At 45.6% G+C, this 23,870-nt stretch carries 26 protein-coding genes and 2 tRNA genes; 15 read left to right on the top strand and 13 right to left on the bottom strand.

Going from position 1 to position 23,870, the window contains the following annotated elements; genetic code table 11:
- The first annotated feature begins 50 nt into the window (after nucleotides 1-50).
- Entirely contained in the window at nucleotides 51-833 is a 783-nt protein-coding gene (locus QXR61_03025) for a sugar phosphate nucleotidyltransferase (GenBank protein ID MEM3756923.1), read from the top strand.
- 37 nt (nucleotides 834-870) lie between these two features.
- Nucleotides 871-1,539: a CDP-alcohol phosphatidyltransferase family protein gene (locus tag QXR61_03030; protein MEM3756924.1), complete on the top strand. Its 669-nt coding sequence runs from the start codon at nucleotides 871-873 to the stop codon at nucleotides 1,537-1,539.
- Nucleotides 1,540-1,567: 28 nt separating this feature from the next.
- Here QXR61_03030 and QXR61_03035 read toward each other — a convergent pair whose 3' ends face one another.
- Complete coding sequence (locus QXR61_03035) at nucleotides 1,568-1,849, bottom strand: ArsR family transcriptional regulator (protein ID MEM3756925.1); 282 nt, start codon at nucleotides 1,847-1,849, stop codon at nucleotides 1,568-1,570.
- Nucleotides 1,850-2,144: 295 nt separating this feature from the next.
- On the opposite strand from QXR61_03035, the gene QXR61_03040 reads away from it, so the two are divergent.
- A tRNA-Leu gene (locus QXR61_03040) sits at nucleotides 2,145-2,230 on the top strand.
- 41 nt (nucleotides 2,231-2,271) lie between these two features.
- On the opposite strand, the gene QXR61_03045 is transcribed toward QXR61_03040, so the two are convergent.
- The 5 genes from QXR61_03045 to hycI form a co-directional block, all read right to left on the bottom strand.
- The gene (locus QXR61_03045; GenBank protein ID MEM3756926.1) at nucleotides 2,272-2,892 is read right to left on the bottom strand and encodes a site-specific integrase; all 621 of its coding nucleotides are present in this window, start codon (nucleotides 2,890-2,892) and stop codon (nucleotides 2,272-2,274) included.
- 133 nt (nucleotides 2,893-3,025) lie between these two features.
- Nucleotides 3,026-4,369: an ADP-ribosylglycohydrolase family protein gene (locus QXR61_03050; protein ID MEM3756927.1), complete on the bottom strand. Its 1,344-nt coding sequence runs from the start codon at nucleotides 4,367-4,369 to the stop codon at nucleotides 3,026-3,028.
- Nucleotides 4,370-4,536: 167 nt separating this feature from the next.
- Nucleotides 4,537-6,069, bottom strand: coding sequence for an ATPase, T2SS/T4P/T4SS family (locus QXR61_03055; protein MEM3756928.1), 1,533 nt, complete (start codon nucleotides 6,067-6,069; stop codon nucleotides 4,537-4,539).
- 105 nt (nucleotides 6,070-6,174) lie between these two features.
- A complete protein-coding gene (locus QXR61_03060) occupies nucleotides 6,175-6,906 on the bottom strand; it encodes a mechanosensitive ion channel family protein (protein ID MEM3756929.1) in 732 nt (243 codons plus the stop codon).
- A 77-nt stretch (nucleotides 6,907-6,983) separates the two neighbouring features.
- Entirely contained in the window at nucleotides 6,984-7,487 is a 504-nt protein-coding gene (hycI, locus tag QXR61_03065; GenBank protein MEM3756930.1) for a hydrogenase maturation peptidase HycI, read from the bottom strand.
- Between the two features lie 106 nt (nucleotides 7,488-7,593).
- Here hycI and QXR61_03070 point away from each other — a divergent pair, with 106 nt between their 5' ends.
- The 4 genes from QXR61_03070 (at nucleotide 7,594) to QXR61_03085 (ending at nucleotide 11,769) form a co-directional block, all read left to right on the top strand.
- Nucleotides 7,594-8,145, top strand: a complete 552-nt coding sequence (locus QXR61_03070; GenBank protein ID MEM3756931.1) for a 4Fe-4S dicluster domain-containing protein — start codon at nucleotides 7,594-7,596, stop codon at nucleotides 8,143-8,145.
- Nucleotides 8,136-9,026: a CoB--CoM heterodisulfide reductase iron-sulfur subunit B family protein gene (locus QXR61_03075; GenBank protein MEM3756932.1), complete on the top strand. Its 891-nt coding sequence runs from the start codon at nucleotides 8,136-8,138 to the stop codon at nucleotides 9,024-9,026. The genes QXR61_03070 and QXR61_03075 overlap by 10 nt, the downstream gene beginning before the upstream one ends.
- Before the next feature lie 42 nt (nucleotides 9,027-9,068).
- Entirely contained in the window at nucleotides 9,069-11,351 is a 2,283-nt protein-coding gene (gene hypF / locus QXR61_03080) for a carbamoyltransferase HypF (protein MEM3756933.1), read from the top strand.
- A gap of 229 nt (nucleotides 11,352-11,580) precedes the next feature.
- A complete protein-coding gene (locus QXR61_03085) occupies nucleotides 11,581-11,769 on the top strand; it encodes a hypothetical protein (GenBank protein MEM3756934.1) in 189 nt (62 codons plus the stop codon).
- A 529-nt stretch (nucleotides 11,770-12,298) separates the two neighbouring features.
- On the opposite strand, the gene QXR61_03090 is transcribed toward QXR61_03085, so the two are convergent.
- Together QXR61_03090 and QXR61_03095 are read right to left on the bottom strand one after the other, a co-directional pair.
- Nucleotides 12,299-12,376 (bottom strand) — tRNA-Arg (locus tag QXR61_03090).
- A gap of 37 nt (nucleotides 12,377-12,413) precedes the next feature.
- Nucleotides 12,414-13,379: a uroporphyrinogen decarboxylase family protein gene (locus tag QXR61_03095; GenBank protein MEM3756935.1), complete on the bottom strand. Its 966-nt coding sequence runs from the start codon at nucleotides 13,377-13,379 to the stop codon at nucleotides 12,414-12,416.
- 112 nt (nucleotides 13,380-13,491) lie between these two features.
- Between QXR61_03095 and moaA the strand changes: the two genes are divergently transcribed.
- From moaA to QXR61_03110, 3 genes are read left to right on the top strand one after another with little or no spacing between them, the layout of a single operon-like run.
- Entirely contained in the window at nucleotides 13,492-14,409 is a 918-nt protein-coding gene (gene moaA, locus QXR61_03100) for a GTP 3',8-cyclase MoaA (protein ID MEM3756936.1), read from the top strand.
- 56 nt (nucleotides 14,410-14,465) lie between these two features.
- The gene (locus QXR61_03105) at nucleotides 14,466-15,512 is read left to right on the top strand and encodes a Gfo/Idh/MocA family oxidoreductase (protein ID MEM3756937.1); all 1,047 of its coding nucleotides are present in this window, start codon (nucleotides 14,466-14,468) and stop codon (nucleotides 15,510-15,512) included.
- 13 nt (nucleotides 15,513-15,525) lie between these two features.
- Nucleotides 15,526-16,011, top strand: a complete 486-nt coding sequence (locus QXR61_03110; protein MEM3756938.1) for an AIR carboxylase family protein — start codon at nucleotides 15,526-15,528, stop codon at nucleotides 16,009-16,011.
- Between the two features lie 107 nt (nucleotides 16,012-16,118).
- Here QXR61_03110 and QXR61_03115 read toward each other — a convergent pair whose 3' ends face one another.
- Nucleotides 16,119-16,616, bottom strand: a complete 498-nt coding sequence (locus QXR61_03115; GenBank protein MEM3756939.1) for a CdvA-like protein — start codon at nucleotides 16,614-16,616, stop codon at nucleotides 16,119-16,121.
- 172 nt (nucleotides 16,617-16,788) lie between these two features.
- On the opposite strand from QXR61_03115, the gene QXR61_03120 reads away from it, so the two are divergent.
- The 3 genes from QXR61_03120 to QXR61_03130 are packed head-to-tail and all read left to right on the top strand — an operon-like array spanning nucleotide 16,789 to nucleotide 18,277.
- Entirely contained in the window at nucleotides 16,789-17,142 is a 354-nt protein-coding gene (locus QXR61_03120; GenBank protein MEM3756940.1) for a PadR family transcriptional regulator, read from the top strand.
- Nucleotides 17,143-17,196: 54 nt separating this feature from the next.
- On the top strand, nucleotides 17,197-17,937 hold the full coding sequence (locus QXR61_03125; protein MEM3756941.1) for an ABC transporter ATP-binding protein: 741 nt from the start codon (nucleotides 17,197-17,199) through the stop codon (nucleotides 17,935-17,937).
- Nucleotides 17,938-17,950: 13 nt separating this feature from the next.
- Nucleotides 17,951-18,277, top strand: coding sequence for a hypothetical protein (locus QXR61_03130; GenBank protein ID MEM3756942.1), 327 nt, complete (start codon nucleotides 17,951-17,953; stop codon nucleotides 18,275-18,277).
- A gap of 171 nt (nucleotides 18,278-18,448) precedes the next feature.
- Here QXR61_03130 and QXR61_03135 read toward each other — a convergent pair whose 3' ends face one another.
- Nucleotides 18,449-19,183 carry an ABC transporter ATP-binding protein gene (locus QXR61_03135; protein ID MEM3756943.1) on the bottom strand — a complete coding sequence of 245 codons (735 nt, stop codon included), beginning with the start codon at nucleotides 19,181-19,183 and terminating at the stop codon, nucleotides 18,449-18,451.
- Nucleotides 19,184-19,305: 122 nt separating this feature from the next.
- Between QXR61_03135 and QXR61_03140 the strand changes: the two genes are divergently transcribed.
- On the top strand, nucleotides 19,306-20,538 hold the full coding sequence (locus tag QXR61_03140; GenBank protein ID MEM3756944.1) for a Gfo/Idh/MocA family oxidoreductase: 1,233 nt from the start codon (nucleotides 19,306-19,308) through the stop codon (nucleotides 20,536-20,538).
- A 33-nt stretch (nucleotides 20,539-20,571) separates the two neighbouring features.
- Here the strand turns inward: QXR61_03140 and QXR61_03145 are convergent, their stop codons facing one another.
- The 3 genes from QXR61_03145 to QXR61_03155 all read right to left on the bottom strand — a co-directional run bounded on the left by QXR61_03145 (nucleotide 20,572) and on the right by QXR61_03155 (nucleotide 23,056).
- Nucleotides 20,572-21,939, bottom strand: a complete 1,368-nt coding sequence (locus QXR61_03145; protein ID MEM3756945.1) for an Nre family DNA repair protein — start codon at nucleotides 21,937-21,939, stop codon at nucleotides 20,572-20,574.
- 89 nt (nucleotides 21,940-22,028) lie between these two features.
- Nucleotides 22,029-22,628, bottom strand: coding sequence for an archaeal heat shock protein Hsp20 (gene hsp20, locus QXR61_03150; protein ID MEM3756946.1), 600 nt, complete (start codon nucleotides 22,626-22,628; stop codon nucleotides 22,029-22,031).
- Nucleotides 22,629-22,663: 35 nt separating this feature from the next.
- Nucleotides 22,664-23,056, bottom strand: coding sequence for a YkgJ family cysteine cluster protein (locus QXR61_03155; GenBank protein MEM3756947.1), 393 nt, complete (start codon nucleotides 23,054-23,056; stop codon nucleotides 22,664-22,666).
- 114 nt (nucleotides 23,057-23,170) lie between these two features.
- Here QXR61_03155 and QXR61_03160 point away from each other — a divergent pair, with 114 nt between their 5' ends.
- Nucleotides 23,171-23,869 carry a thymidylate synthase gene (locus QXR61_03160; protein ID MEM3756948.1) on the top strand — a complete coding sequence of 233 codons (699 nt, stop codon included), beginning with the start codon at nucleotides 23,171-23,173 and terminating at the stop codon, nucleotides 23,867-23,869.
- Nucleotide 23,870: the final 1 nt, after the last annotated feature.

The following is a 23,870-nucleotide window of genomic DNA, read 5'->3' on the forward strand; positions in this document are numbered from 1 at the left end:
GCAGCCCCTTCCGGCTTTAACAATATTTTTCGGCTTTTAGGTGATGATTGTTGAAGGCCCTTATAATTGCTGCTGGCTGTGGAGAAAGATTAAAGCCGTTTACGCTTACTGAACCTAAGCCTTTAATGCCGCTTTTAGGCTCAAGAATAATTGAGAGAATTATAGTCTCCATAAGAAATGCTGGAATAAGTGAAGTTGTAATAGTTATAGGTTACTTGGGTAAAAAGATAATGGATTTTCTTGGCGACGGGTCAAAATACGGTGTAAAAATAAGATTTGTGGAGAATAAGTTTTGGAGGCTGGGTAATGGTGTCTCCGTATATGTGGCTCGGAGAAAAATTAGGGGAAGATTCCTGCTCCTTATGGCAGATCACGTTTTCGATCCAAAGGTTTTATCTATGCTAAAAGATTTTAGTAGCAATGTTGCCGCTGATGAATGTGTGCTTTGCGTTGATACTAGAATGAAATATGTTTTTGACATGGATGATGCTACGAAAGTTAAAATCGTTAATGGTAGAATCGTTGATATAGGGAAGGATTTAGAAGATTTTAATGGAATAGATATGGGCATTTTTCTATGCTCACCCATAATCTTTGAGACTTTAAAAGATAATATTAGAAGGGGACTTTATACCTTAACCGATGCTGTTAAAGAATTAGCAAGACAGGGTAAAATGAAACCCCTCATTATTGATGAGGAGGAGTTATTTTGGATCGATATAGATACATTTAAGGCTCTGGAGATAGCTGCGGCTCTTTTAGAGATGAAATCTACGCTGGAAAAATTTAGAGAAAGCCCCTATGCCCCTCCTATTGACAACCTAGATATTTAGGCTGCTGGAAATCAGCGGGAGGAGAGTGGCTTAAAATATGTTTGAGAAAGAGAAGGGCCCATCAGATTTTTTAGCATACTATATTCATAGACCTATAGAAAATTTCATTGTGCAAAAGCTGATAAATACAAGGATAACCCCCAACCAATTAACTATAGCGACTAATATTGTCGCCTATATCGTCGCCATACTTTACTTTTCGGGCTATCTTCTCCCTGGCTCGATTTTAAGCTTTGTTGTCGGATTAATGGATGGATTAGACGGTAAGCTTGCGAGGGCAAGGAAACAGACGACAAGACTTGGCAAAATGGAGCACGCCTTTGACCTACTTTTTGAATTCTCGTGGCTAATAGCATTAGCGCTCTTCTTATACAGAGAATCTGGGGAATCTCTATCTCTTTTACTCTGCTTATTCTCGATCCTCCTAATATCATTTTATCGATGCTGTTACGATATATTCGGCAGAACCATGGGCATAAGTCTAGACATATATGGAGATTTTGAGAAAGTCTTCAGAAGAATTGCTGGAAGGAGAAACTTGTATAATATTCACATACTTTTAGGGGTGCTTTTTAATGTGCCATTATATGCGTTAGCAAGCATAATGATCCACGCTGCCATAACATCTATAATATATGCCTGGAGAGCAATGAAACACCTACATAAAGCGGACACGATGGATTCTCATCTCAAGAAGTCTATATAGGATGTTAGCGCATAGCAGCAGGTTTAGGTCAAAGCTCAATTATTATTGTGATTTTCGATACAGATGCTCTGCAAATTTTTCTTACACCTCTTTTGCCCCTCTGATAATTCGCTTTGATTAATCCAGTCTCCTCAAGGAGCTGTATCTGCTCACTTACATAAGCCTCGCTTAAACCCAACCTCTCAGCTATTGATGAAACATCCAAACTCTCTTTGGAAAGTATCTGCAATATTTTTAGGCTTGTTGAAGTTAAAATTTCAGCTATCTTTAAAGCATCCTCACCTTTCACTATAAGCTCATCTGACTGCAAATGAGTTTTTCATCCCCCTAGTTCGCTTCCAATTAACTTAACTAACCTTTAATGTCCTTTAAATTTTTTATGATTATAAGCTCCAAAATCGCCTTAATATTAAAATCGCATTTTCCACTCTCACTTTATATGATTGTAGAAAAAGAAAAATAGGGTTGCGGGAGATATCTCCAAACAAAGGAATGGAAAGCGCGGTCTCCATTATCAAGCGGGAGCATCTGCCTACTACCTAATGGAGAAATAGATTTATCCCCCTTCTCCAACAAAATTTTATCTTGGTACATTGGGCCCATAAGCGGGGGTGTCCGAGTGGTCAAAGGAGGCAGGCTTAGGACCTGCTGCCGTAGGGCTGCGTGGGTTCGAACCCCACCCCCCGCACCACCACATGAAAATCATGAGGGGGGTTCATCCAAGAATCCCCTTTAATACTTTGGTTTTCTGAAGATTTTGACGCCGTCAACCTCGCAGACATACTCGAAGCCGGCTTCTACTAAAGCGCATGTCTCCCCAACGGTCTTAGCGGTTTTGGAAACATATTCTTTAGCATCCCTGAATAACGCCTCCTCAAGCTGCACGTAGATAAGCGTGTTCTTAATGTTTTTATGGCCTAGTATCTGCATGACATGTACAATATCTCTTGTCTTATGGTATTCCATGGTTGCCTTCCAGTGGCGCAGAGTATGGAAGGTTATTTTAGTCAGCATGGGGTTCTTTAGTTTACGCGCAAGGCGATTACGCTGCCTCCTAAAGTGGTTAGCGAAGTGTTTCAGGCGTTCTTGCGGTTTAGAGAAAACCCACTCGCCTTTATCCATAGGTAGGCTGTTAAGCATTTCGAGGAGCTTTTGGCTTATTGGAAGTATACGTGGTTTACTCCCCTTTTCAGGGCGGATTCTCACAGTTCTAGTAGCTGAGTCTATATCGCTCCATTTTAAGTGCCAAGCTTCCCCTGAACGCGCCCCCGTTTCCTTTAGGAGCTGAAGGAAGGTTGCCACCCTCTTGCTGCATCCAGCTATTAACTGATCGATCTCATCCTCACTTGGAATAAATGGGAGACTCCTCTAGTCGTCCTTTGGGCTTTAGATGCATGAAAATTTGGGGATTTGAAGAAGGCGGCTGTCATCTATGGATTATTATGATGCCGCCTGAAATTAATTATTTGCTTTCCATAATGTTTCCTTACCCTAAGATTTTCTTAGCTATTTTAAATGTCCGGTTGGCTAGATGCATGATCCTACTATTATTGTATCCTATGACATAGCTCTCCACGGTATCGTTTAATGGCTTTATCCATTTTTCCGGAAGGTTTCTTGCGCCTAGGATGACGCCCATTATTGAGCCCGTGGTTGCGCCGTTGCAATCGGTATCTAATCCTCCCATGACGCTTATCGTTATACTTTTCTCGTAGTCTCCCTTTCCATATAATAGACCCATAACAACTATAGCAGCATTATTTATCGTGTGAACGGGATGATAATGCCCATACTTCTCGAATATCCTGCTCCACGTATCCCTCCAGTCAGCATACTCCTTGCTCCACGCTAAAACATCCCTAACAGCCTCGGCGAGCCTAGACTTTCCGGGAATCGCCGATAAACCCGTTTCAACAACCTCTTCTATATCGCTCGTCGTGAAGGCTGCGCTTATCATGGCGCTGACAAACATCTCGCCGTATATGCCGTTCTTTACATGTGAGAGGCTTGCATCCCTGTAGGCTAGGCTGGCGGCCAGATCCGGGTTGCCTGGAGCCACATAGCCCCACATATCAGCCCTTATCTGGGCGCCGATCCACTCCCTATAAGGATTCATATATGTGGCTGTCTCGGGTGGCTGTAAACCATTAACTAGGTTTCTATAGGCTGCTCTTTCAGCCGTGTAAACCTGAAGGTATGGGAGTAAATGCAGCCATGTCTCACCAACATTCATCGCTGTAAAGCTCATCCCATAATTCTCCAAGATATATAGGTTAATTATCGTGTAGTCTATGTCGTCGTCGCGGGCCATACGGCTTATCTGGCCGCGTAAAACGCCTATGCCAGTCTTCTTAAACATTCTGTCGATGTAGAGGAGCCTATCCCTCAACCATTCAGGCGCTTCTTCAGGCAGACTCGATATGGGTGGAAAATAATCTCTTAGCGGATACTCCCCGGCGATATTTAGCCAAACCTCAATCTGCTTCCGGGTGAAGCCCTCAACGGGCTTCCCAAGGAGGCAGCCCGCGCAGCGGCCAAGCCATCCACCATAAATCTTATCGAATAAATCCTCGTCAGAAAGCCTAACGCTTATTTTCTCAAGCTTCCTCGGCCGTTCAGCCATTATGCCTGGTAGATCAGAAGGCTCCCTATATGGGAAATCCGGTTTAAGCGGGCATACCTCCAAAGCCTCAAGAAGAGCCTTTAACTCGGATAAAGTTATATCTTCGATCCTTGAAGCCTTCTCCTCAACCCCCGTAACATCGCAGCCTTCCTCCCTCCTCTGAACCATTTCATCTCTCACAATCTGTCTAAAATCTTCAACCCGCATGCAAGCCACCTATTAAGGGAATTGACCGGAGATTATTTAAGAATTTTCAGCTGTACAACTAAACCTTCAGGGTATCGGAATTTTCTACTAAAATTATGCAGGCTTCGCTGCTGGTCAAAAGCTAACGGGTTTTTGCGCTGGGCTCTTTAAGTAGCTCTGGGATTAGCTCATGTTATCTCTATGGATATTTTTGTGAAGCCGGCTTTCCTACCTATTCTCTCAAGCTTCTTTTGGCATTTTCTTGAGACTACTTGGTAGAATTCTCTGGGAACATGTATGGTTAGGGTGTCGCCGTCAGCCTCAATACTGTAGTTCTGAGTGTATTTCTCAAGTAAGGGCCCCACGCTGTTAGATATAGCTTTCTCTTTAGGTGTTTTGTGTTTAACTGGGATCACGAAGGTTTTCTCGCCGAAAACGTACATCTCGTATTCGGGTTCATCAGTTAAGAAATCTTTTATTACAACGACTGGTCTAGCTAGGTCTGCGTCTCTGAGGCCGTGGGGGATCTTAACCACATTCTCAACGCTGTAAACCTTCTCAACCCCACCGTTCCTTATGAATATGACTGTATCTATTACTGAGGGTATTACGCCCAGCTCAACCCTGCCTATGAAGCGTTGGATAGCGTCTATAGCCGTGGTTGCGTGGACGACGCCAACCATACCTACACCCGCGAGCCTTAGATCAGTGTATATCTTAAAGTCTTCGGTGTCTCTCATCTCATCGAATATTGTATGGTCAGGCCTGCTTAGAAGCAGAACATCATGGATTTCCTGCGAGGTCCCGCTAACCTTTGAGTACTGGGTGACCTCGTCGGGTAGCTGGAGGTCTCTTGGGGCCTCAATGGTCTTAACTATTCTGCCCATGCTTAAGTAGAACTCGGCTAGGGCTTGGGCGAAAGTTGTCTTACCCATACCTGGGGCGCCAGCTATCAGTATGCCCTCGGCCTGTCTTTCAAGCCTCTTAAGGAGCTTTGGCGGCAGGTTGTAGTCATCAAGAGACATGTGAACTATGGGCTTCACGACTGTGACCTCTAAGCCATCGCTGAAGGGTGGTTTAGTTATCACTATCCTGTAGACGCCCAATTGAACTATCGTTGAGCCCTCAGTGCTCGTCTCTATGAAGCCCTCTCCAGCCCTAGCTTTATCAAGGATTTCGTGAACAAGGCTTTCAATTTCATCTCTACTTAAGGCTCTGTCACTAATGGCCTCGAAAACCCATTTGCCCGGCACCCCTCTCTTAACCCTGGGGGGCAGGTTCTCCTTTAGGTGGACGGACATGACGTCTGCCCCTTTAAAGAGGTCTATGAGACCAACTCCAGCCTGAACTTTATCGTATAGGGTTTTGATGCCTAAAGCCCTAGCGATCATGGCTGAAACGTAATCAGCAGTAATTAGGGTTGAGCCTGTTTTGAGGGCTAGCTCCCTTAAAGCCTCTTTCGGACTTGAACCTGAGCCCCCATTTAAAAGTTCGAATGGGATACCCCTTTCCTCCGCTATTTTGCGTGCCCTTTCAAGCTCCCTAACGCCTCTAAAGTCCCCTTTTAAAGCCCTCTGCTCAATATATTCGATTATGGAGCTGTGGATGAGAACCCTACCATCTATTCTCCCCTCTAGCATAAGCCTACTAAGCAGCCCGCTTTCCACAGCTATTATGTCTGGAAGATACACGGTTTCCACTTCTCTCAAGTGGAGAAACATATGCGGCATAACACCCTAATAAACGTTTCTCAGCAAAACTCTTCTGGCTAAACGCCTATTAGGAGCAGAATCCATTTATAGGTTGTTATTATAGGCGCCTGCATCTCACTGCTTTAACTCGGTTATTTTTTTGACAGCCTCTATCTCCTCTCTTAACTCGTGTAGTTGCGCTGAACCCTCAACTATTTTTCTCTTTAAGATTATTTGTGTGAAGACCATTCCGTTAGGTATGAGTATCTCCGTCGAACCATCCTTCGTCTCCAGAGTTAAATGCATTAGCCTCATCTCCTTAACAATCCCGGTCTGCCCGGCTACGGTTATCATGTCGCCAAACTTGAATGGCCGCGTCAATATAAGAAATATGCCCGCAACGAAGTGTGAGAGAACCGATTGCGTTGCGAAGCCGGCAATCAAGCCTCCAAAAGAGCCGATCGTTATAGCGGCCCACGGCCCAGCGCTAAGTATCGATGTAACTATTGCGAGGAGTACCGCGATCCCGAGCGCCCAAACAACTGTCTTAACGGTTGCGGCGGATGATTGATCCGTTAGTCTACGCATGTAGTGGTAGACGGCGTTGCTGAAGGAGTTGACGATCAGGTATCCTATCGCTAGAACCAGCGCGGATTGAACGTACACTAAATAGGGGTTAACCGCCAATACTATGTCGCTGTATGGCTGTAAAATGGATGGGATAGATTCTCTAGATGTCCATCCAAAGAAGAAGTTTATGAGCGACAACAATATAGACAGGAAAATTATGTAAAATAGTGTTTTTAACCCCTTAGCCCTAAAGCTTGAGGGTGGACTAACGCCCTTAACTTTGCTTTTAGCACCCAATATAAGGTCACCAGGCCATTTTCCAAGGAGAATATGTTATCGGCCGAATCTTTAAAAGTATTGCGAGAACCATCAGATTATCCATTTTTCCATGCGCTGTTTACAACCTCTATGAGAATTTTCGACCCCAGCTCAACCGATTCTCTAACTTCCGGGCTTACATTTTCTCCTAGATTAAGGCTTTTTGGCTCCACGCCTAGGAGCATGACCTTTGCGCCCACACACCTACCTATAAGATCAGCTAGAATGTGTAGCGGTATGCTATGTGTCGATAACGCTACGCCGGATATATGCTCCGGTGGGATAAGCCTAATTTCGCCGGGTTTTCCGCCGAAGCTCGCGGCATCGATGAGAAGAACATGTGTGGGCTTAAACCGCCTTATATGCCCAATGAAGTTTTCTGGGGCCACGCCGCCATCTATGAGCTTAACGTTTTTAGGCAGTTTTCCCCTAAGCCTATTTATAAACTCAGGGCCTAAGGCGTCGTCCCCTCTGAGGGTGTTGCCGACACCTAGTATTGCGAGTCTGGAGTAGCCTCTCAGCCAAGCCTTAAGCTCTTCTCTTAAATTTGATTTAAACATCGCTCATCAATTATAGGGAGACGCCAAACTTAAATATGTGTTTTGATTTCTTTAAAGAAAAATATAGGTGGAAATATTCATCCCTAATTGTTAGGAGGGCAGATTATTGTCCGAGGATGAGGGGGCAAGGCCTTCTAAAATAGACCCGAAATTTAGGTATGAAGTTGCTAGGATGCCTGGCGGAAAAAGCATTCTTCAATGCTTTCAGTGTGGGACATGTACCTCAGACTGCCCTGTCGCAAGGTTCAATGAAAAATATAGGCCTCGATATATCATCCGCATGGCGCAGCTGGGTTTAAGAGAAAGGGTTTTAAATAGCGATTTTCTCTGGCTATGTGCCTCATGCTTCACATGCACAGACCGCTGCCCACAAGGCGTTGAGGTTGCGAGCGTGATAAGAACCCTGAAGAATATGGCTGCCATGGAGGGGCGAATACCTCAGGTCTTTAAGGATATTCTGGGGACGCTCCTTAAAACCGGCTACATTTATGAGATACCGGAGTCTAGGATTAAGAGGCGGGAGGCTCTCGGTCTCCCGCCTCTTCCCAAAGCGAACATTGAGAGCTTAGCGAGAACCTTCGGGAGTATGAACATTAAAGCCTTCCTTGAGGGTGAGGATCCTTCCAAGAAAATCCGGGAGGTTAAGTTATGGGCGTAGCGCCTAAATACCTGCTTTTCCTTGGCTGCGCCATCCCCTATAGGGTTCTGTCTTTCGAGGTTTCCGCGAGGAGAGTTTTAGGTAAGCTGGGTGTGGAGCTCGTTGAGATGCCTGAATTCAATTGCTGCGGTCTTCCGCTCGAACCCCTAAGCCATGAGCTCACACTTATGCTTTCAGCGAGAAACCTCGCCGTAGCTGAACGGGTTGGCCTAAACATTTTAACCTTATGCCCGGGATGCGCCGGCACTCTGAAGAAGACTAATAGGGCGCTTAAGGAGGAGAAGGCGCTTAGGGAGGAGGTTAATAAGCGTTTAAGCGAGGTTGGATTAGAGTTTAAGGGGAGCATAGATGTTAAACATATATCTCAGGCCCTAATCGAGGACATAGGCCTAGCCAATATTAAGAAGGCTATTGTAAGGCCGCTTAAGGGGCTTAAGGTCGCGGAGCATAGTGGATGCCATCTCTCGAGGCCTAAAAAATACATTGAGTTTGAGGATCCCGAGAACCCGAAGGCCCTTAAGATGCTCATCGAGGCTACTGGGGCTAAATGTGTTGAGTATAAGGGTGAGACGGAGTGCTGCGGCTCAACTATAGCGGCCATAGACGATAAGGTTTCGCTCTCACTAGTTAGGGAGAAGCTCCTCAATGTTAAAGAGGCCGGGGCAGACGCGCTGATAACGGTGTGTCCAGCCTGCCATGTGATGTATGACGCGAACCAGATACGCGTTGAGAGGATGTTCGGCGAAAAATATGAGGTGCCGGTGCTGCATTACACGCAGCTTCTGGGCTTAGCTATGGGCATGAGCCCAGAGGAGCTGGGCTTCGATGAACTGCGCGTAAAACCGTTAAAGATGCTGGAGAAAATTCAGGTGATAAAATAAAACCTATTTTATCATCATTTTCTTTTTAAGGATACGTTAGATATGCGTTTAAGAGTAATTGTTTCCGGCATAGTGCAGGGGGTCGGGTTCCGCCCATTCATATATCGAATAGCGTTAAAGAATAATTTGAAGGGCTACGTTAGGAATAGGGGCGACTCCTGTGTAGAAATACTCGTAGACGGCTCAGAAGAGGACGTTAAGGTTTTCTTAAGGGATTTGGTTGAGAAGAAGCCTCCGCTGGCAAAAATACACGAGGTTATAGCTACGCCAGCCGAGTTCTCCGGAGAGATATATGAGGACTTTAAAATATATAGGAGCTCCGAAGAGGCCGATTTATCCGGTTCGGTTATACCGCCGGACATAGCGATATGCGATGAGTGTCTCGCCGAGATGCGCGATCCCTCAAACCCCAGATACAATTACTTCTTTATAACATGCGTGAACTGTGGGCCGAGATACACTATAATCGAAGACATCCCATACGATAGGGAGAACACTACCATGCGCGACTTCCATATGTGCGACTTCTGCAGGTCGGAGTACGCTAACCCAGCGAATAGGAGGTTCCATGCGCAGACGGTCGCGTGCCCAAAATGCGGGCCTAAAGCGTATCTGGTGGCTGGCAGCGGCGAGATCGTCGAATGCCACGACCCAATTAGGGAGGCTGGCAAGCTTATATCTGAGGGCCATATTGTCGCGGTTAAAGGCTACGGGGGCTTTCATATAGCGGCTTCAACGCTTCTAGATGAACCGCTTGAAAAGCTTAGGGAGGCGAAGCATAGGAGGCAGAAGCCCTTCGCCATAATGGCTAGAAGCCTAGACGCCGCTAAAACTTTCGCCGAGGTCAGTCGATGGGAGGCCGAAGCCTTAACCTCACATACGCGCCCCATAGTTTTATTGAATAAAAGCGAGAACTACTATCTGTCCGATCTGGTTGCGCCGGGCCTACATAATGTTGGAGTTATGCTCCCCTACACGGGGCTACACTATATGCTCTTCGATCAAGTCCGCGATCCGGCGTTCGTTATGACCAGCGCTAACCCGCCGAACTACCCTATAATTAAGGATGATGATGAGGCTTTCGCGAGGCTGCAGGGGTTGGTTGACTATTTTCTGCTGCATAATAGGCGCATAGCTCATAGATGCGACGACTCAGTTATACGCCTGCATGGGGATAGAAGCGTCTTCATAAGGCGGTCGAGGGGCTACGCTCCCGAACCAGTGATGGTGAAGCTCAACGTTAAACGTTGCGCGCTAGGTTTAGGTGGAGAAGAGAACAATACAGCGTGCCTCGTATCCGGCGGTAAAGCCTTCCTATCACAGCACATAGGCGACGTAGAGAATATTGAGACCCTAGAGTTTCTTGAATCGGCCTCTGATAGGCTGGCGCGTTTAACGAACAGCAGGATCGACGCCGTCGCATGCGACCTACATCCAAAGTTCGCCACAACAATGCTTGCGAAGAGGCTTTCCGAAGAGCGCGGTTGGCTTATGGTTCAGGTTCAACATCACTACGCGCATACAGCGGCCCTTATGGCTGAGCATGGTTTAAGCGAGATTATAGCTATTTGCTGCGATGGCTATGGTTACGGCGAAGATGGGGGAGCATGGGGAGGAGAAATAGTGTTCGGCTCACTTAACTTGATGGAATTTAAGCGGCTCGGCCACTTGGAGGAGCAGCCGATGCTTGGCGGCGACATGGCGACAAAGTATCCGTTGAGGATGGCGGCCAGCATACTATATAAGCGTGTGGATGTGGAGGATTGGCTGATAGAGAACAGCGTGCATCTTCCCCACGGCGCGAGGGAAGCGCATTTAATACTCTCACAGCTCCGGAGGGGCGAGACCAAGATTAAAACAACCAGCTGCGGTAGGGTTCTAGACGCAGCCTCAGCGGTTCTGGGAGTATGCTACGAGAGAACATATGAGGGTGAGCCCGCAATGAAACTGGAGTCAGCCGCCATGCATGGAGCGGACGCCCTCAAAATCAAGCCGCGGATCAACGGCAACATCCTCAATACAACGGAGATAATCGTCTCGCTCTTCGAGGGAAGACACAAGTTTTCAAGGAGGGATCTAGCCTACTCCATCCATATTTATTTGGCTAGAGGTTTAGCGGAACTAGCGATGGAATTAGCCGCGGAGAACAACGTGAAGAACGTTGGCTTTACTGGCGGGGTTGCATGCAACCAGATAATCGCCGAAGAGATGCGCAGAATCGTTGAGCAGCACGGGCTAAACTTCTTCGTACATGAATCAGTGCCGCCCGGCGACGGCGGGCTATCATTCGGGCAAGCCGTAGTCGCCTCCACAATCAAGCTCTAAACAGCCGACTATAATCATCGAAATCAGAGAAATTTTTCCATACGCAACAACCGTAGTTACATACGAAAAACTAAGCCTGTAACTTATATGTACAGCATGAGACGCAAGATTTACAGCATAAGAATTAATCCAGAAGTCTGGGAGAAACTTTGCGAGAGCACTTAAAGGTCATTGAGAATGAGCGGCATAAGAGGACCATAATGCTTGATTTTGTAAGGTTCTTTGAGGAATGGCGATAGCTATGGCTTTAAGGGCTAAGGACCTTATGGATACCATTTGCCGGCGCTGCCGCTATTATAGCGAGTGCACTTATGATTATGGTTGCCCAGCCTTCCGCGCCCTAAAAGCAATACTCAATCCCGTTATGAGGGTTCATAACATGAGCGAAGAAATCCTCGAGAGGCTTGAGCTAACATGAGCCGAGAGGTTCTCGCTACCAACGGAAATTTTTTCGTAGCGTGACAACTGCAGGTTAAGAGCTTAAAATTAAGCTATTTCCGAAAATCGTAAAAACTACATTATATATTTGATGTAGGATCATAGGCGCAGGCAACACATTCTATGCCTGATTGAGAGGGAACTCGCCCAGGAGATAGCGGGTCTCGGCTACGACATAGACGCCTTTGTGGAGCAGGCTATAAGGGAGAAGATAAGGGCTATCAGATGCCTCTATAAGAATTTTGGGTTAGAGAATAGTCAGGGCTAACGTCTCTGACTACAGTTGTCGGCTACTGGAAAATTTTTCTCGTCTATCGGGCATATAGGCGCTGAAATGGGCTTCAGGACACCAAACCAGCTATTGGAAGCCATCCTAAAAGAACAGTTCTTCAGGGCAAGGCTAAGGGTACACCCCAGGGTGCACCCCACAGAAGACCCAAACCTTTATATGCCCGTAGAGAAGCCCGTTTTAAACTGCTTTCCAAAAACAGGGCAAAAAACAAATTCTTTGGCGGACCCGGGGGGAGTTGAACCCCCGACCCTCGGCTTAGGAGGCCGATGCCCTATCCTGGCTAGGCCACGGGTCCACAATTAATTTTATTTTTTTGGGTTAAAAATAAACTTTTATTCTTCGCAGCCAATAATTCTTCTGTCAACTTGTTTATAGAATCCTTTTTCTAGCCATGTTCTGCGCATTATGTCTATTTTTTCCGGGGAGTACTTTAATGTGTGTCCTGGCGCAAGGATTATTCCTCCGCTTTCTCCGAGGCGGCAGCATTCCTCTGTTTCCTTAGCAACTTCCTCTGGGCTTCCTATGTCTAGGGTTCTTGCGCTCACCCCGCCCCAAAGCGATATGGTTTTCCCAAACCTCTCAATTATTTTCAGCCAGTTGTTGCATTCTCTCTGAATGTTCAGTATGTCGACGCCTATCTCCACTAGGTCGGGTATTAAATCCTCAACTCTTCCATCGCTATGCTGATATACGAGTACACTGTTCCTTTTAGCCACCCGATAAAGTTTAGCTTGGTATGGTTTTATGAATGTTCTCCATTTTTCCGGAGATATTAGTAGGTGATCCTCCATACCCCAATCATCGCCGTAACAGACCACGTCAATGTTAACCTTCTCGATAAGCTCCTCAGTTATAGCGACCTTTACTTCAGCAATACGCTCTATAAGCCTCCTCAACGCATCCTGATGCCTGAAAGACCAGATGAAGAATCTCGTCATGCCTAGAAGCAGCCAAGCCCTTTCGAATAGGCCCCAACCATTATCGCCTAGGAGCACGGTTCTCCGTCGATCAACCCTCGAAGCCTCCAGCATAGCCCGCCCAATTATATGGGCTTCATATGGCGACGGCATAGGGTAATCGTCGACCATGTCCGGGGACTTCAATGGGTGATCCACCGGGAAACTATCTGAGCGGCTATCCTTCAGCTCCCATCGCACACCCCATGAATCCAATCCAAAATCGCATCTTTCAATTAAGCCGTGATGAACTGTGACGGCTGATTTATCGAAGAGGGGGCATGGAAGCCAATAGGTTTCCTCATGCTTGACGGCTAAAAGAAAGTTTCCACGAGGGTTCATTAAAAACGCTCCTCCGCAAAAATAAGCTGCTTCTTGAACCCTTAATACTTTTCGAGATAAAAATAAATCTCCGCGGTTCCCCTATATCTTTAAGCGGTTAGAGTGATTCAACTTGACAATTAAGGATAGTTTCGGCAGACCCGTTGAAAACCTGCGGGTATCTGTAACGCAAAGATGCAATTTTAAGTGCATTTACTGCCACCGCGAAGGCCAGATCTTCAACTCCAGTGTTGAGCTTTCGGCTGGGGAGATAGAGCGTATAGTTAAGGTTGCAGCCTCACTGGGCGTTTACGGGGTTAAGTTAACGGGCGGAGAACCCCTTTTAAGGAAGGATATCGTTGAAATCGTGCGTAGAATAAGCACTATACCCGGCATACGAGACGTATCCATGACCACAAACGGCTTCCTCCTCAAAGAGTACGCTCGGCAGCTAAAGGAGGCGGGGCTTTCACGGGTTAACGTTAGCTTAGACACATTGGATGCGGAAAAATTTAAGATGATTACAGGCGTTGACGCACACGAGAAGGTTATTGGGGGAATAATTGAGGCTTCGAAGGCTGGCTTGAACCCAATTAAAATCAACATGGTTCTCTTAAAGGGAGTGAACTGCGACGAAGTAGAAGATATGATTAAATTTGCTGAGGAAAACCGCCTAGTGCTCCAGCTGATTGAGCTTGAGCAGCCGCGTGAAGACCCCTTCTACATAAAATACCACGTTGACCTAAATGATTTAGAGAATAAGCTTAGGGAGAAGTCTTTAAAGATCATTGTTAGATCGATGCATCATAGAAGAAAATATGTTTTGAGGAGCGGAGCCGAGGTTGAAGTGGTTAAGCCGATGCATAACACTGAGTTCTGCCTTCACTGCAATAGGATCCGGTTGACTTCCGATGGGAAGCTTAAACCATGCTTATTCAGACACGATAACTTGGTAGATGTGCTCAACCCGATGAGGAACGGAGCCGACGACCAGCACTTAAAGAGTCTCTTTATTGAGGCTGTGAGGAGAAGGAAGCCTTTCTTCACCTAAATTCGCTTAAATTTAATTTTAAGCGTCTGAATAAAGTCTACTGGCGGTGATTTGGGATGCGGGATGGGAAAGTTAGGTTTGGTATAATTGGGACAGGTGTTGGGGCTAATTTCTGCGCTAACGGATTGGCGCTGATAGCCGGCGAGGGATTATCCGAGCTCGTCGCGGTCGCCAGCCAGAGGGAAGAAAAAGCTAAGGGTTTTGCATCTAAGTGGGGGTTGAAATACTGGTATACGGATTATAGGAGAATGTTAAAGGAGGCTCCGATAGACGCCGTTATAGTGAATACGCCGCATTATCAGCATTATCCTATGGCTATAGACGCCATGGAGAGCGGCAAACATGTCCTAGTGGATAAGCCGATGGCTATAAGCCTAAAGGAGGCTGATGACATGATTATGACGGCTAGGAGAAATAACGTTAAGCTAGGTGTGATTCTGCAGTCGCGTTTCGATCCAACCATGAGAAAATTGAAGGATGCCGCCGATAACGGTGTTTTCGGGAAATTGATTCTCGGAGAAGCCGTAGTCGAATGGTTCAGAAGCCAAGAATACTATAGCGAAAGCCCTTGGAGAGGCCGCTGGGCAACTGAGGGCGGAGGCGCCCTAATAAATCAAGCCATACACACCATTGATCTGCTAATATGGGTGATGGGCAAACCCAAGTATCTTTGGGCTCAAATGGACACCTTCGCCCATAAAATAGAGGTTGAGGACGCAGCTGCCGCGGTAATAAGGTTTGAGAATGGAGCTATAGGCGTAATCCAAGGGAGCACCGCCGTTTACCCCGGCCTGCCAACAAGGCTTGAGGTTCATGGAACCAAAGGAACAGCCATAATCGAGGGCGAGGTTCTGAAAAGATGGGCTGTGATCGGTGGGGAGGAGATTGTCTCCGAGGGAGCAAAAGAGGGGTTAAAATCTTGGGCTAGACCTGAACTTGTTCCAGCAACCAATCATGCCTCTCTGCTGAGAGACTTCGCTAAAGCCATTATTGAGGGTAGGGAGCCTACCGTAAACGGCGTTGAGGGGAGAAAGTCCCTTGAGGTTATAATAGCTATATATGAGTCCGCTAGAAGAAATAATATTGTAAGTTTCCCACTTTAAGGGGAGGAGAAATATGAGGGGAAAAGTCGTAATTTTGATGGGTTCGAGAGGCGACATGGATTTTTCGCGTGAAATCGCTAAATACTTGGATGCCTTAGGCGTAGAATACGAGTTTAGGGTTGCTTCAGCACATAAGACTCCGAGAAAGGTTCTTGAGATACTTGAGGAATATGAGGGGGAGAAAATAGTCTACATAACAGTCGCCGGCAGATCTAATGCTTTAAGCGCCTTCGTCGACGCTAACACGCTGAAGCCTGTAATAGCGTGCCCGCCCTATTCGGAGAAGTTCGGCGGCGCAGACATATACTCTTCGCTTAGGGTTCCAAGCGGTATAGGTTCTGTTGTAACCATTGAGCCGGAAGGGGCAGCCATAGCGGCAGCTAAGATCCTCGCATTAGAGAGCCCAGAGCTAGCGGATAGAATCCGCAAATATCAGGAATCAAAGAGGGCTGAAATAGAAGAGGCGGATAAAGCGATCAGAATAAAGGGCAGAGCGTAATACAGCGGTCAAAAAATTTCTATAATGTTTTTTAGGCCATAAAAATGTGTGAGGGAGGCGCCAGGAGCGGGTAAGCACTTTACTGCTTAAGCTGAAGATTTTCTCTCCTAGATGGAAGATGCCGCTTCAGATGATTGGGGAGCGCTTTCCTCTACAGGTGAAGGGGCTTTAGCTGGCTCCTCAATCTTCTCCTCGCACTTAGCTTCTTCAGCGGGCTTTGGCGCTATGCTCTCCAGAGCACATTTTATCTCGTTTATCTCGTTCCTCGTGGATTCTAAGCCGAGAGATATGGCTTTGCTCTGCTTCTCATATGTCTCATAATCGATTTCGCCGGCGGCGTGAAGAATCTCAATATTGGCCAAAAAGATCTCTAGCACATCCGCTTGTTTCTTCAGATTCTCAGCTCTACTCTTCATTTTGCAGGATAAAGTCTCTAGATAATTCTTCACATCGGATAGAGCCTCGTTTATCTCTTTACTCAAGCACTCGTATGTTTGACTTGAGATCCTGTTGGAGGATAGTAGATCGTCTAATGCCTGCTTCTTCTTTTTCAACAGCTCCAAATCTTTTGTGGCTAATTCAAAGACATATTTCCATAGGCTCACATTTAACACCCAAGCGTTCTTTGAGTAAGATGATAGATAATTTTTGCTATCACGTAGAAATACTTGAGAATATTACATCAATAAATATGAGGGTAATAAATGCCCCGGTTCTCTTTGTTTAAATTATTATGGAAAAATTTATATTTGAAATTCATATTATGCAAATATATAATTGAAAAATTTATATTGTATAAATAAATATGATAATTTAGATATATTCATATTAGTAGAGCTCGCAAAATCACCCTTAAGTGGATATGACATTATGTTGCTCATCCATAAGAAGTTTAACCTTATGATGAGCTCTGGAACAGTTTACCTAACGCTTTATTCTCTTGAAAGGGAAGGGTTAATTAAGAGTAAAGTTCACAATAGTTCCAGAAAAAGAGTGTACGCTTTAACCTATAAAGGCGAAGAGTTTATAGGAAAAGTCCTTTCACTGCAAGAAAACATTAAAACAATAGTCTCGAAAATATTTGATGATGGTAAATACGTTGTTTGCAAATCAAACTTAACAAAGATTTAAATATAAAAGCGTTCACATGTTATTTAATTGAAGATTAAGGAGGAAAACTTCTTAATGGAGAAATCGGTTCCCGCCGTTAAAACCATTGATGTCCACAAGGACTATTATCTTAGGGGAGAAGTGGTTCACGCCCTGCGCGGAATATCTCTTGAAGTGTCCCGTGGGGAATACGTGTCTATTATGGGTCCTTCTGGTTCGGGTAAGACTACGCTGTTTAATATGATTGGCGGCATAGATAGGCCCACTAAGGGCGACATCTTTATAGATGGTGTAGACTTATCTAAAATACCGTCGAAGTCAATGGCCTGGCTTAGGTGCCGTAAGATCGGGTATATTTTCCAGACCTTCAACCTTATACCGGTTCTAACAGCCAAGGAGAACGTTGCGTTACCAATGGTTTTTCTCGGCGTCCCGAAGGAGGAAAGGGAAAAGAGGGCTGTTGAGCTGCTTGAGATGGTTGGCCTAGGCGACAGGGTTAACCATCGACCCACCGAGCTTAGTGGTGGTCAGCAGCAGCGTGTTGCTATTGCTAGGGCTCTTGCGAATAATCCGGCTATAATTCTCGCCGATGAGCCAACAGGCAACCTAGACTTGAACACGGGCTTCGCGATAGTTCAGCTCCTATACCGATTGAAAGCTGAGCGTGGCACAACAATCATCTGCGCTACTCATGACCTCAAAATGATCGATATAAGCGACAGAGTAGTATTCCTCAGAGACGGCACTATCGAAAACATCGAGGAGAGGAGAGGTTTGACGCTCACGGCTGAAGAATTCTTCGCTGAAGAGGAATGAGGGGAGGGGTGGAATGATGGCGGAAGAAGAGAAGATTCAATGTCCCTGCGGCAGGATAATAGATAGCCCGGATGAATACAAGATCCTATATTTAAAGCATGAGTTAAAAGAGATAGATATTCTATGCCCAAACGACTCCTGCTACCTGAGAGAGCTTGGATACATAAAGTTCGAGATTAAGGATGGTAAGGCGGTCTTTAAAGAAGCATCATTCTACCCGCCGTTCGTAACTTGGAATGCTGGACGCCTAACCTTTGAGAAAGCTGAGAAAATCTTGAAGAGTCATCTTAAAGCGATCGCTAAAAAAGTTGACTGGGACAGGCTGAGCGTATCAAAGTGAAAGTAGATTATGGGCTTTCAAAGGCTGAAATGATTACTTATCCTCCTGAATAATTTTTAGCCTTCGTTTAAATTGACCTAGTATACCATATAGCTTTTCTTTTAAGAAAAGGCGCTTTTATTTGATCTGCGTATTTATTTTTTGGGCGAATATGCGGCGATCGCTATTCCGTTATTCCGTAACTCTCACGTACACTTCTGCTCTGGTTTCGTACCTCTCTACTCGGCCGTCCCGCAGATAAATTATTCTGTCGCTCACATCGATCATCTTAAGGTCGTGGGTTGCCGCAATAATAGTTACGCCCTTCTCCTTATTCATCTCCCTCAAGAGAGTTATTATCTCCAACCCCGTATGCAGGTCTAGGTTGCCTGTTGGCTCATCGGCGAGAATTATAGCCGGATTATTCGCAAGAGCCCTAGCAATAGCAACACGCTGCTGCTGACCACCACTAAGCTCCGCCGGCTTATGGTTAAGCCTATCCCCTAAGCCAACCATCTCAAGCAGCTCTCTACCCCTTCTGAAGCGCTCCTCGCGTTCAACGCCAGCGAAGATCATTGGCAGCATAACGTTCTCTATGGCTGTTAGAACCGGTATAAGGTTGAAGGTCTGGAAAATATACCCGATCTTACGGCACCTAAGCCAAGCAAGCTCATAGGCGTCTAGTTTAGCGATGTCGACGCCATCTATGTACACTCTTCCCCTGGTGGGCCTATCTATGCCGCCAATCATATTAAACAGCGTAGTCTTACCCGAACCAGAAGGACCCATGACTGAAATATATTCTCCACGTTTAATCCTTAAGTCAACGCCGTCTAGGGCCTTAACCGTTATGGGCCCCATCTGATAATATTTGGCTAAATCCTCTGTTTCAACAACATATTCAAAGCTAATATTTGATCCCACCATTAGTTTTAATCTTAGCTAATTATAGTGAAGGTCTGTCTTATAAAATTAATTCTATTCTGCTGAAAACTTTAGGAAAGGTTTTTAAGCCTAAATGATTGAACCCTCTTAACGGGTGGTTGTTCTTGAAGAGGGTTAGAGTCGGTGTTGTTGGTTCCGGTGGGATATTTCAGGGCGCTCATTTACCAGCATATCCGGACATAGCGGAGGCGCAGCTGGCGGCTATATGCGATATATCTGAATCTGTGCTGAAGGCCGCTGAGAGAAGAGTTAGAGGCGTCTATCAAGAGAGGATGCAGAAGGCTAAAGATGAAGGAAACATAGATCTAGCCGAGAGATTAAGGGAAGACATAGATAACTTGAAGACGTACACGAGTTTCTCGGAAATGTTGTCGAAAGAGAATCTCGATTTAGTCGACATATGTACTCCAACAAAGTTTCATGCTCCAGTAGCCATTGAAGCCCTTAAAAACGGCGTTAATGTCATGTGCGAGAAACCTATGGCTAGAACCTACCTCGAATGCCTAGATGTCTTAGAGCATGTTGCGGATTCTAAAAGGATTTATCAGCATAATGAGAACTGGCTCTTCCACCCGCTCTGGTACAATATTAGAAAGTTTATTGAAAGCGGCACAATAGGCGAGCCACAGCTAATCTTTTTGGCTGCGGCCCATGGCGGGCCAGAATGGGCTTCATGGTTCTGGGACCTAGATATCGCTGGAGGTGGAGCCCTCTTGGATAACGGTGTACACGCGATAACCTGCTCATGGTTTTTAGGCGGCTTTGATAAGAGGCCCACTGTTGTCAAGGCGGCTGAGCCATACGGCATATGTATACGCATGAGAACCAGAATCATACAGGGTATGTTTAGGGCGTTTGAGGTTGAGGACGACGCTCATGTCTTAATGCGCTTCGAGAATGATGCTGGTGAATGGTTTTCGGCGCATGTTGAGGGTTCATGGTCTCATAGAGACTCTATGGATACAGCCATAATTGGGACGAGCGGCGAGATTAAGCCGGAAACTAGGGGCGATGAAACCTTTCTAATTATAAGTGATGCTAAAGGTGGAAAGAGAGAGTTCAACCTCGGGAAGATTTCGTGGATTCAGAGTTTCGCCGGTGAGATAAGGAATGCGTGTAACTGTGTGCTAAATAATGTGCGGCCTATCTGCGATGAGAATATAGGCGCGGAGACAACGGCTATTGTTCAATCAGCATACCTGTCGCAGAAGAAGGGCAGGAAGCCAGTAACCCTCGATGAATTCAAAAGGTACGCTTTGAAGGTGAGGGAGAAGGAAGGCGATAAAGCGTCAGAGGTTCTATTGAAAGAATTGATTAAAGGGATAGCGAGAGTATAGCATCTTTTCCTTTTCGCTTTTTTATACGCCCATTTAATTTTTCGGCTTCAGGTATTTCGTGATCTTCTCTTGGAAAATATCTTCCTTCATTAGGTGGCTGGTTTTCACCCATTCTCTTATAGGTATTGAGAACTTTGACCCTATATATTCTAGGGCTTCACTGAGGGTGTTAAATCGTTCATATCTTCCTTTAAAGGCTTCGCGTACACACTCCCTGTTAATCCAAACGCCTAGCGGCATAATAAAACTCGGATGAATCTCCCTCATGGCTATTACCCCCGCCTGTCTCCCCTCTCTCGCCAAGAACTCCGCAGCCGCCAATCTAACAGCGTAATAGCATCCGCCTAAGGAAGCATATGAGGTTCTCCCATAGTAGCCTTCCCAATCATTTCCCATAGCTATACCTTCGCCCTGCGGGTTCCATAATGTTCCCGGATACCATGCTTCTATCCACTCATACCTCCATTTTGAAGGCGTTAGGAGAACGACAAACCTGTTGCCGAGATAGGTAAAGCTATAGACGCGGTACTCGCCTATCTCGGGATTAGACTTAACTTTATCCTCTATTATTCTCCTCGAAATTGTGGAGTCTACCGCGGTTATGCTCCATCTCGTCGGCACCATTCTACGCTGCCTTTTAACACCGAAGGCGCCGACGCTAAACGCTCTCTGTATCTTCGATACTGGCACACCGTTAAGGTAAAGGTCAAGGATCGCCTCTTCAGCTTTTAAGTCAGCGTCACTATAAGCCTTCTCGATCCTCTGGTCTATCCTAGCATTCTCAACCTCAATCTTTAATAGTGGGGCTGAGGGGCCCATTGGCTGAACCTCATCATCAAATATGAAGCTTCCAGAAGGCTTCTTTCTGAATAGGGCTTCCGTATCTACTGGTTCTCTCGACAAGGCTATCTCTATAGTTCTACTCAGAAACTGTTCGTTAGTGAACGGCTTCTTAACGTTAACCCTGAATTTTCCGCGAATTAAACCGGTTCTAAAGCCGATTATTTCATCTATTGATCTGCCAACCCATACCTCGGGCATATCGAATAGGGATGTGTCTCCTAGAACAGGCGGGATCAAGGGGCCTGCGTAAACATAAGGGTATCCTATTCTGCCTACAAAGACTCCGGGTGGGGAGGAGCCAAAAATTTTTTCGGAATTCACTAGGTTCTTAACTTTGAGAAGCGAGTAAAGCCTTACTATGGCGGGGCACCTAGATTTCCCACATAGCATTCTGCTGCCCCTACAGAATATGCAGAGGCTCTCCCTTCTGAAATGTATCTCGACATCTGCCGCCGCGGGATTAAGGTCTCCCGCAATTTTTTCATCGTTTATAATATGCTCTAACCATGGGATATCTTGCTTAACCTTTTTCAGCACTTTTTTCTTTAATATCTTCAACCTTAATCAACTCAATGTTCACAAAAACTATGAAAATAAAAAAGGGATTTAATTAAAATGAAAGTAGATTCTAAAATCATCCTATATTGTTAATCTATTTTTATCGGCTCACCCTTAGGGGCTTCTCTTTTCTTAGGTAGAGAGACCTCCAGTACACCGTTCTTATAGGTTGATTTAGCCTGTTTGGGGTCAACCTTCTCCGGAAGCTCAACCTCCTTGTAGTATTTGCGCTGCGGCGTATCGACGCTTATTGTCAAACTCGTCTCAGTGCCATGAAGCTTTATATCCTCTTTCTCAACTCCGGGGATTTCAGCTATAACCTTGATTTCGCCATCAGTGTTAATTATGTCGACTAGAGGTTCACGTTCCTCCTTAATCGATATCGATGGTCTACCAGGTCTCGCGGCACCAGGCTTTATGTTACCGAACTCTCTTATCTCCGGCTTCCCATCGGGACCTATCCTTATGCTGTACCCATATACGAATGGCCCCCACTCCTGAATTCTTCTTCCATCCGGCAGAATCCTTTCGCGTACCAGGTCTTTCGGAACCATCTTAGATAAATCCTCGAATTCCCTCTCGAATAATCGCTCCATCTCCCTGAACATTTCATCTATTTCCTCGAAGAAGCTTGAGAAGGGTCTGCGCCTTCTAAACCATCTCTCCCAAAACTCGTCAAAGCTGGACATATTTCTTTCCCCTAAATATATTTTAGGTCGTATCCTTAAAAATGTATCTCCGCACCTAGCATCCTAAGTATAAACATCAGTTTTCTAAGATCTTCCGCTCGGACGCTAAACTCGTTCTTGTATGGACACAAATCATCTAGCGTTATTCTGCGCTCATATTGGCTATATATCAGCGGATATAGGCGGCATCCGTATGGTCTAAACCTATATATCCTACACTTTGAGCCTTCGAGGAAAAAGCATTTTCCATCAACATTCTTTAGTTTCCAGTTTCTTCCAAGCCTTTCGGCGAAATCCCTCGTAGAGTAGCCCAGCTTAATTATCCTGTTAATGTCTAGCTTAGTGAGACACATTCTCGTTTCATGGCAACATAATGCACAGTTATGTTTTAGGCATGGTTCCCCGCTATGTAAAGGGCTGCTCTCCATACGCCCTAACCGTATAGATTAAAGACTTATACAAATCTCACTATAAAAATTTACTAGAAAAAATAATTCTTAGTCCGACCATTTTAAGTTTAAGTCACGAGAGGGCTGATCGACATGGGTTGCGCTATTGGCGCCTTAATCAGAACGCGTACGATTGCTGAGGCTTGGGAGGAATCCGTATTAAAATGCTGGAGAGAGGGCGCTGAGGTTCCAACGGAGTATGGGGAAAAGTCGAAGGAGATTTTAGGGCTGCTTGTAGTTGTCGAAGAACCCTTCAGCGAACCGCGTGTTCATAGAGGCGATATATATGCCGCAATGAAGGATTCGCTGCGCAAATATATTGAGGAGGTTTTGGAGGGAACCTTTGATTGGGCTGTTAAAGAAGGCAAAATACATTACACTTACCACGAACGCCTATTCAATTATCCGCCGAATGGGATAAATCAGATAGGCTACATAATTGAGAAGTTGGGTAAGGTTAATTATTCGAGAAGGGCGCAGGCGATAACGTGGGTTCCGGAGAAAGATATGTGGGTTGATTCTCCACCGTGTCTCCAGAGAATCTGGTGTACTGTTAGAGGCGGTAAACTAATTATGCATACCTCTTGGAGAAGCAGAGACATCTTTAGGGCAATGCACATGAATATGCTAGCCATGACTGAGCTACAAAAAATGATATCTGAGAAACTGGGCTTAGAGGTCGGCGCCTACGTAGACTTCTCTAATAGCGCCCACATATATGAGAAGATTTACGGCGACGTTAAACGCTTCATAGAAGTTTTGGAGAAAAGGAAACTAAGCAATAGGCTTTAGG

The organism is Candidatus Bathyarchaeia archaeon, from assembly GCA_038882715.1.
Taxonomy (GTDB): Archaea; Thermoproteota; Bathyarchaeia; order Bathyarchaeales; family DTEX01; genus DTEX01.

Bases quoted from the DNA above. Each gene is read 5' to 3' on its own strand.
- QXR61_03075 (MEM3756932.1), top strand. From the start codon at position 8,136: ATGGGCGTAGCGCCTAAATACCTGCTTTTCCTTGGCTGCGCCATCCCC.
- hycI (MEM3756930.1), bottom strand. From the start codon at position 7,487: ATGTTTAAATCAAATTTAAGAGAAGAGCTTAAGGCTTGGCTGAGAGGC.
- QXR61_03110 (MEM3756938.1), top strand. From the start codon at position 15,526: ATGAGGGGAAAAGTCGTAATTTTGATGGGTTCGAGAGGCGACATGGAT.
- QXR61_03085 (MEM3756934.1), top strand. From the start codon at position 11,581: ATGGCGATAGCTATGGCTTTAAGGGCTAAGGACCTTATGGATACCATT.
- QXR61_03095 (MEM3756935.1), bottom strand. From the start codon at position 13,379: ATGAACCCTCGTGGAAACTTTCTTTTAGCCGTCAAGCATGAGGAAACC.
- QXR61_03155 (MEM3756947.1), bottom strand. From the start codon at position 23,056: ATGGAGAGCAGCCCTTTACATAGCGGGGAACCATGCCTAAAACATAAC.
- hsp20 (MEM3756946.1), bottom strand. From the start codon at position 22,628: ATGTCCAGCTTTGACGAGTTTTGGGAGAGATGGTTTAGAAGGCGCAGA.
- QXR61_03030 (MEM3756924.1), top strand. From the start codon at position 871: ATGTTTGAGAAAGAGAAGGGCCCATCAGATTTTTTAGCATACTATATT.
- hypF (MEM3756933.1), top strand. From the start codon at position 9,069: ATGCGTTTAAGAGTAATTGTTTCCGGCATAGTGCAGGGGGTCGGGTTC.
- QXR61_03050 (MEM3756927.1), bottom strand. From the start codon at position 4,369: ATGCGGGTTGAAGATTTTAGACAGATTGTGAGAGATGAAATGGTTCAG.
- QXR61_03130 (MEM3756942.1), top strand. From the start codon at position 17,951: ATGATGGCGGAAGAAGAGAAGATTCAATGTCCCTGCGGCAGGATAATA.
- QXR61_03160 (MEM3756948.1), top strand. From the start codon at position 23,171: ATGGGTTGCGCTATTGGCGCCTTAATCAGAACGCGTACGATTGCTGAG.
- QXR61_03135 (MEM3756943.1), bottom strand. From the start codon at position 19,183: ATGGTGGGATCAAATATTAGCTTTGAATATGTTGTTGAAACAGAGGAT.
- QXR61_03105 (MEM3756937.1), top strand. From the start codon at position 14,466: ATGCGGGATGGGAAAGTTAGGTTTGGTATAATTGGGACAGGTGTTGGG.
- QXR61_03055 (MEM3756928.1), bottom strand. From the start codon at position 6,069: ATGTTTCTCCACTTGAGAGAAGTGGAAACCGTGTATCTTCCAGACATA.
- QXR61_03125 (MEM3756941.1), top strand. From the start codon at position 17,197: ATGGAGAAATCGGTTCCCGCCGTTAAAACCATTGATGTCCACAAGGAC.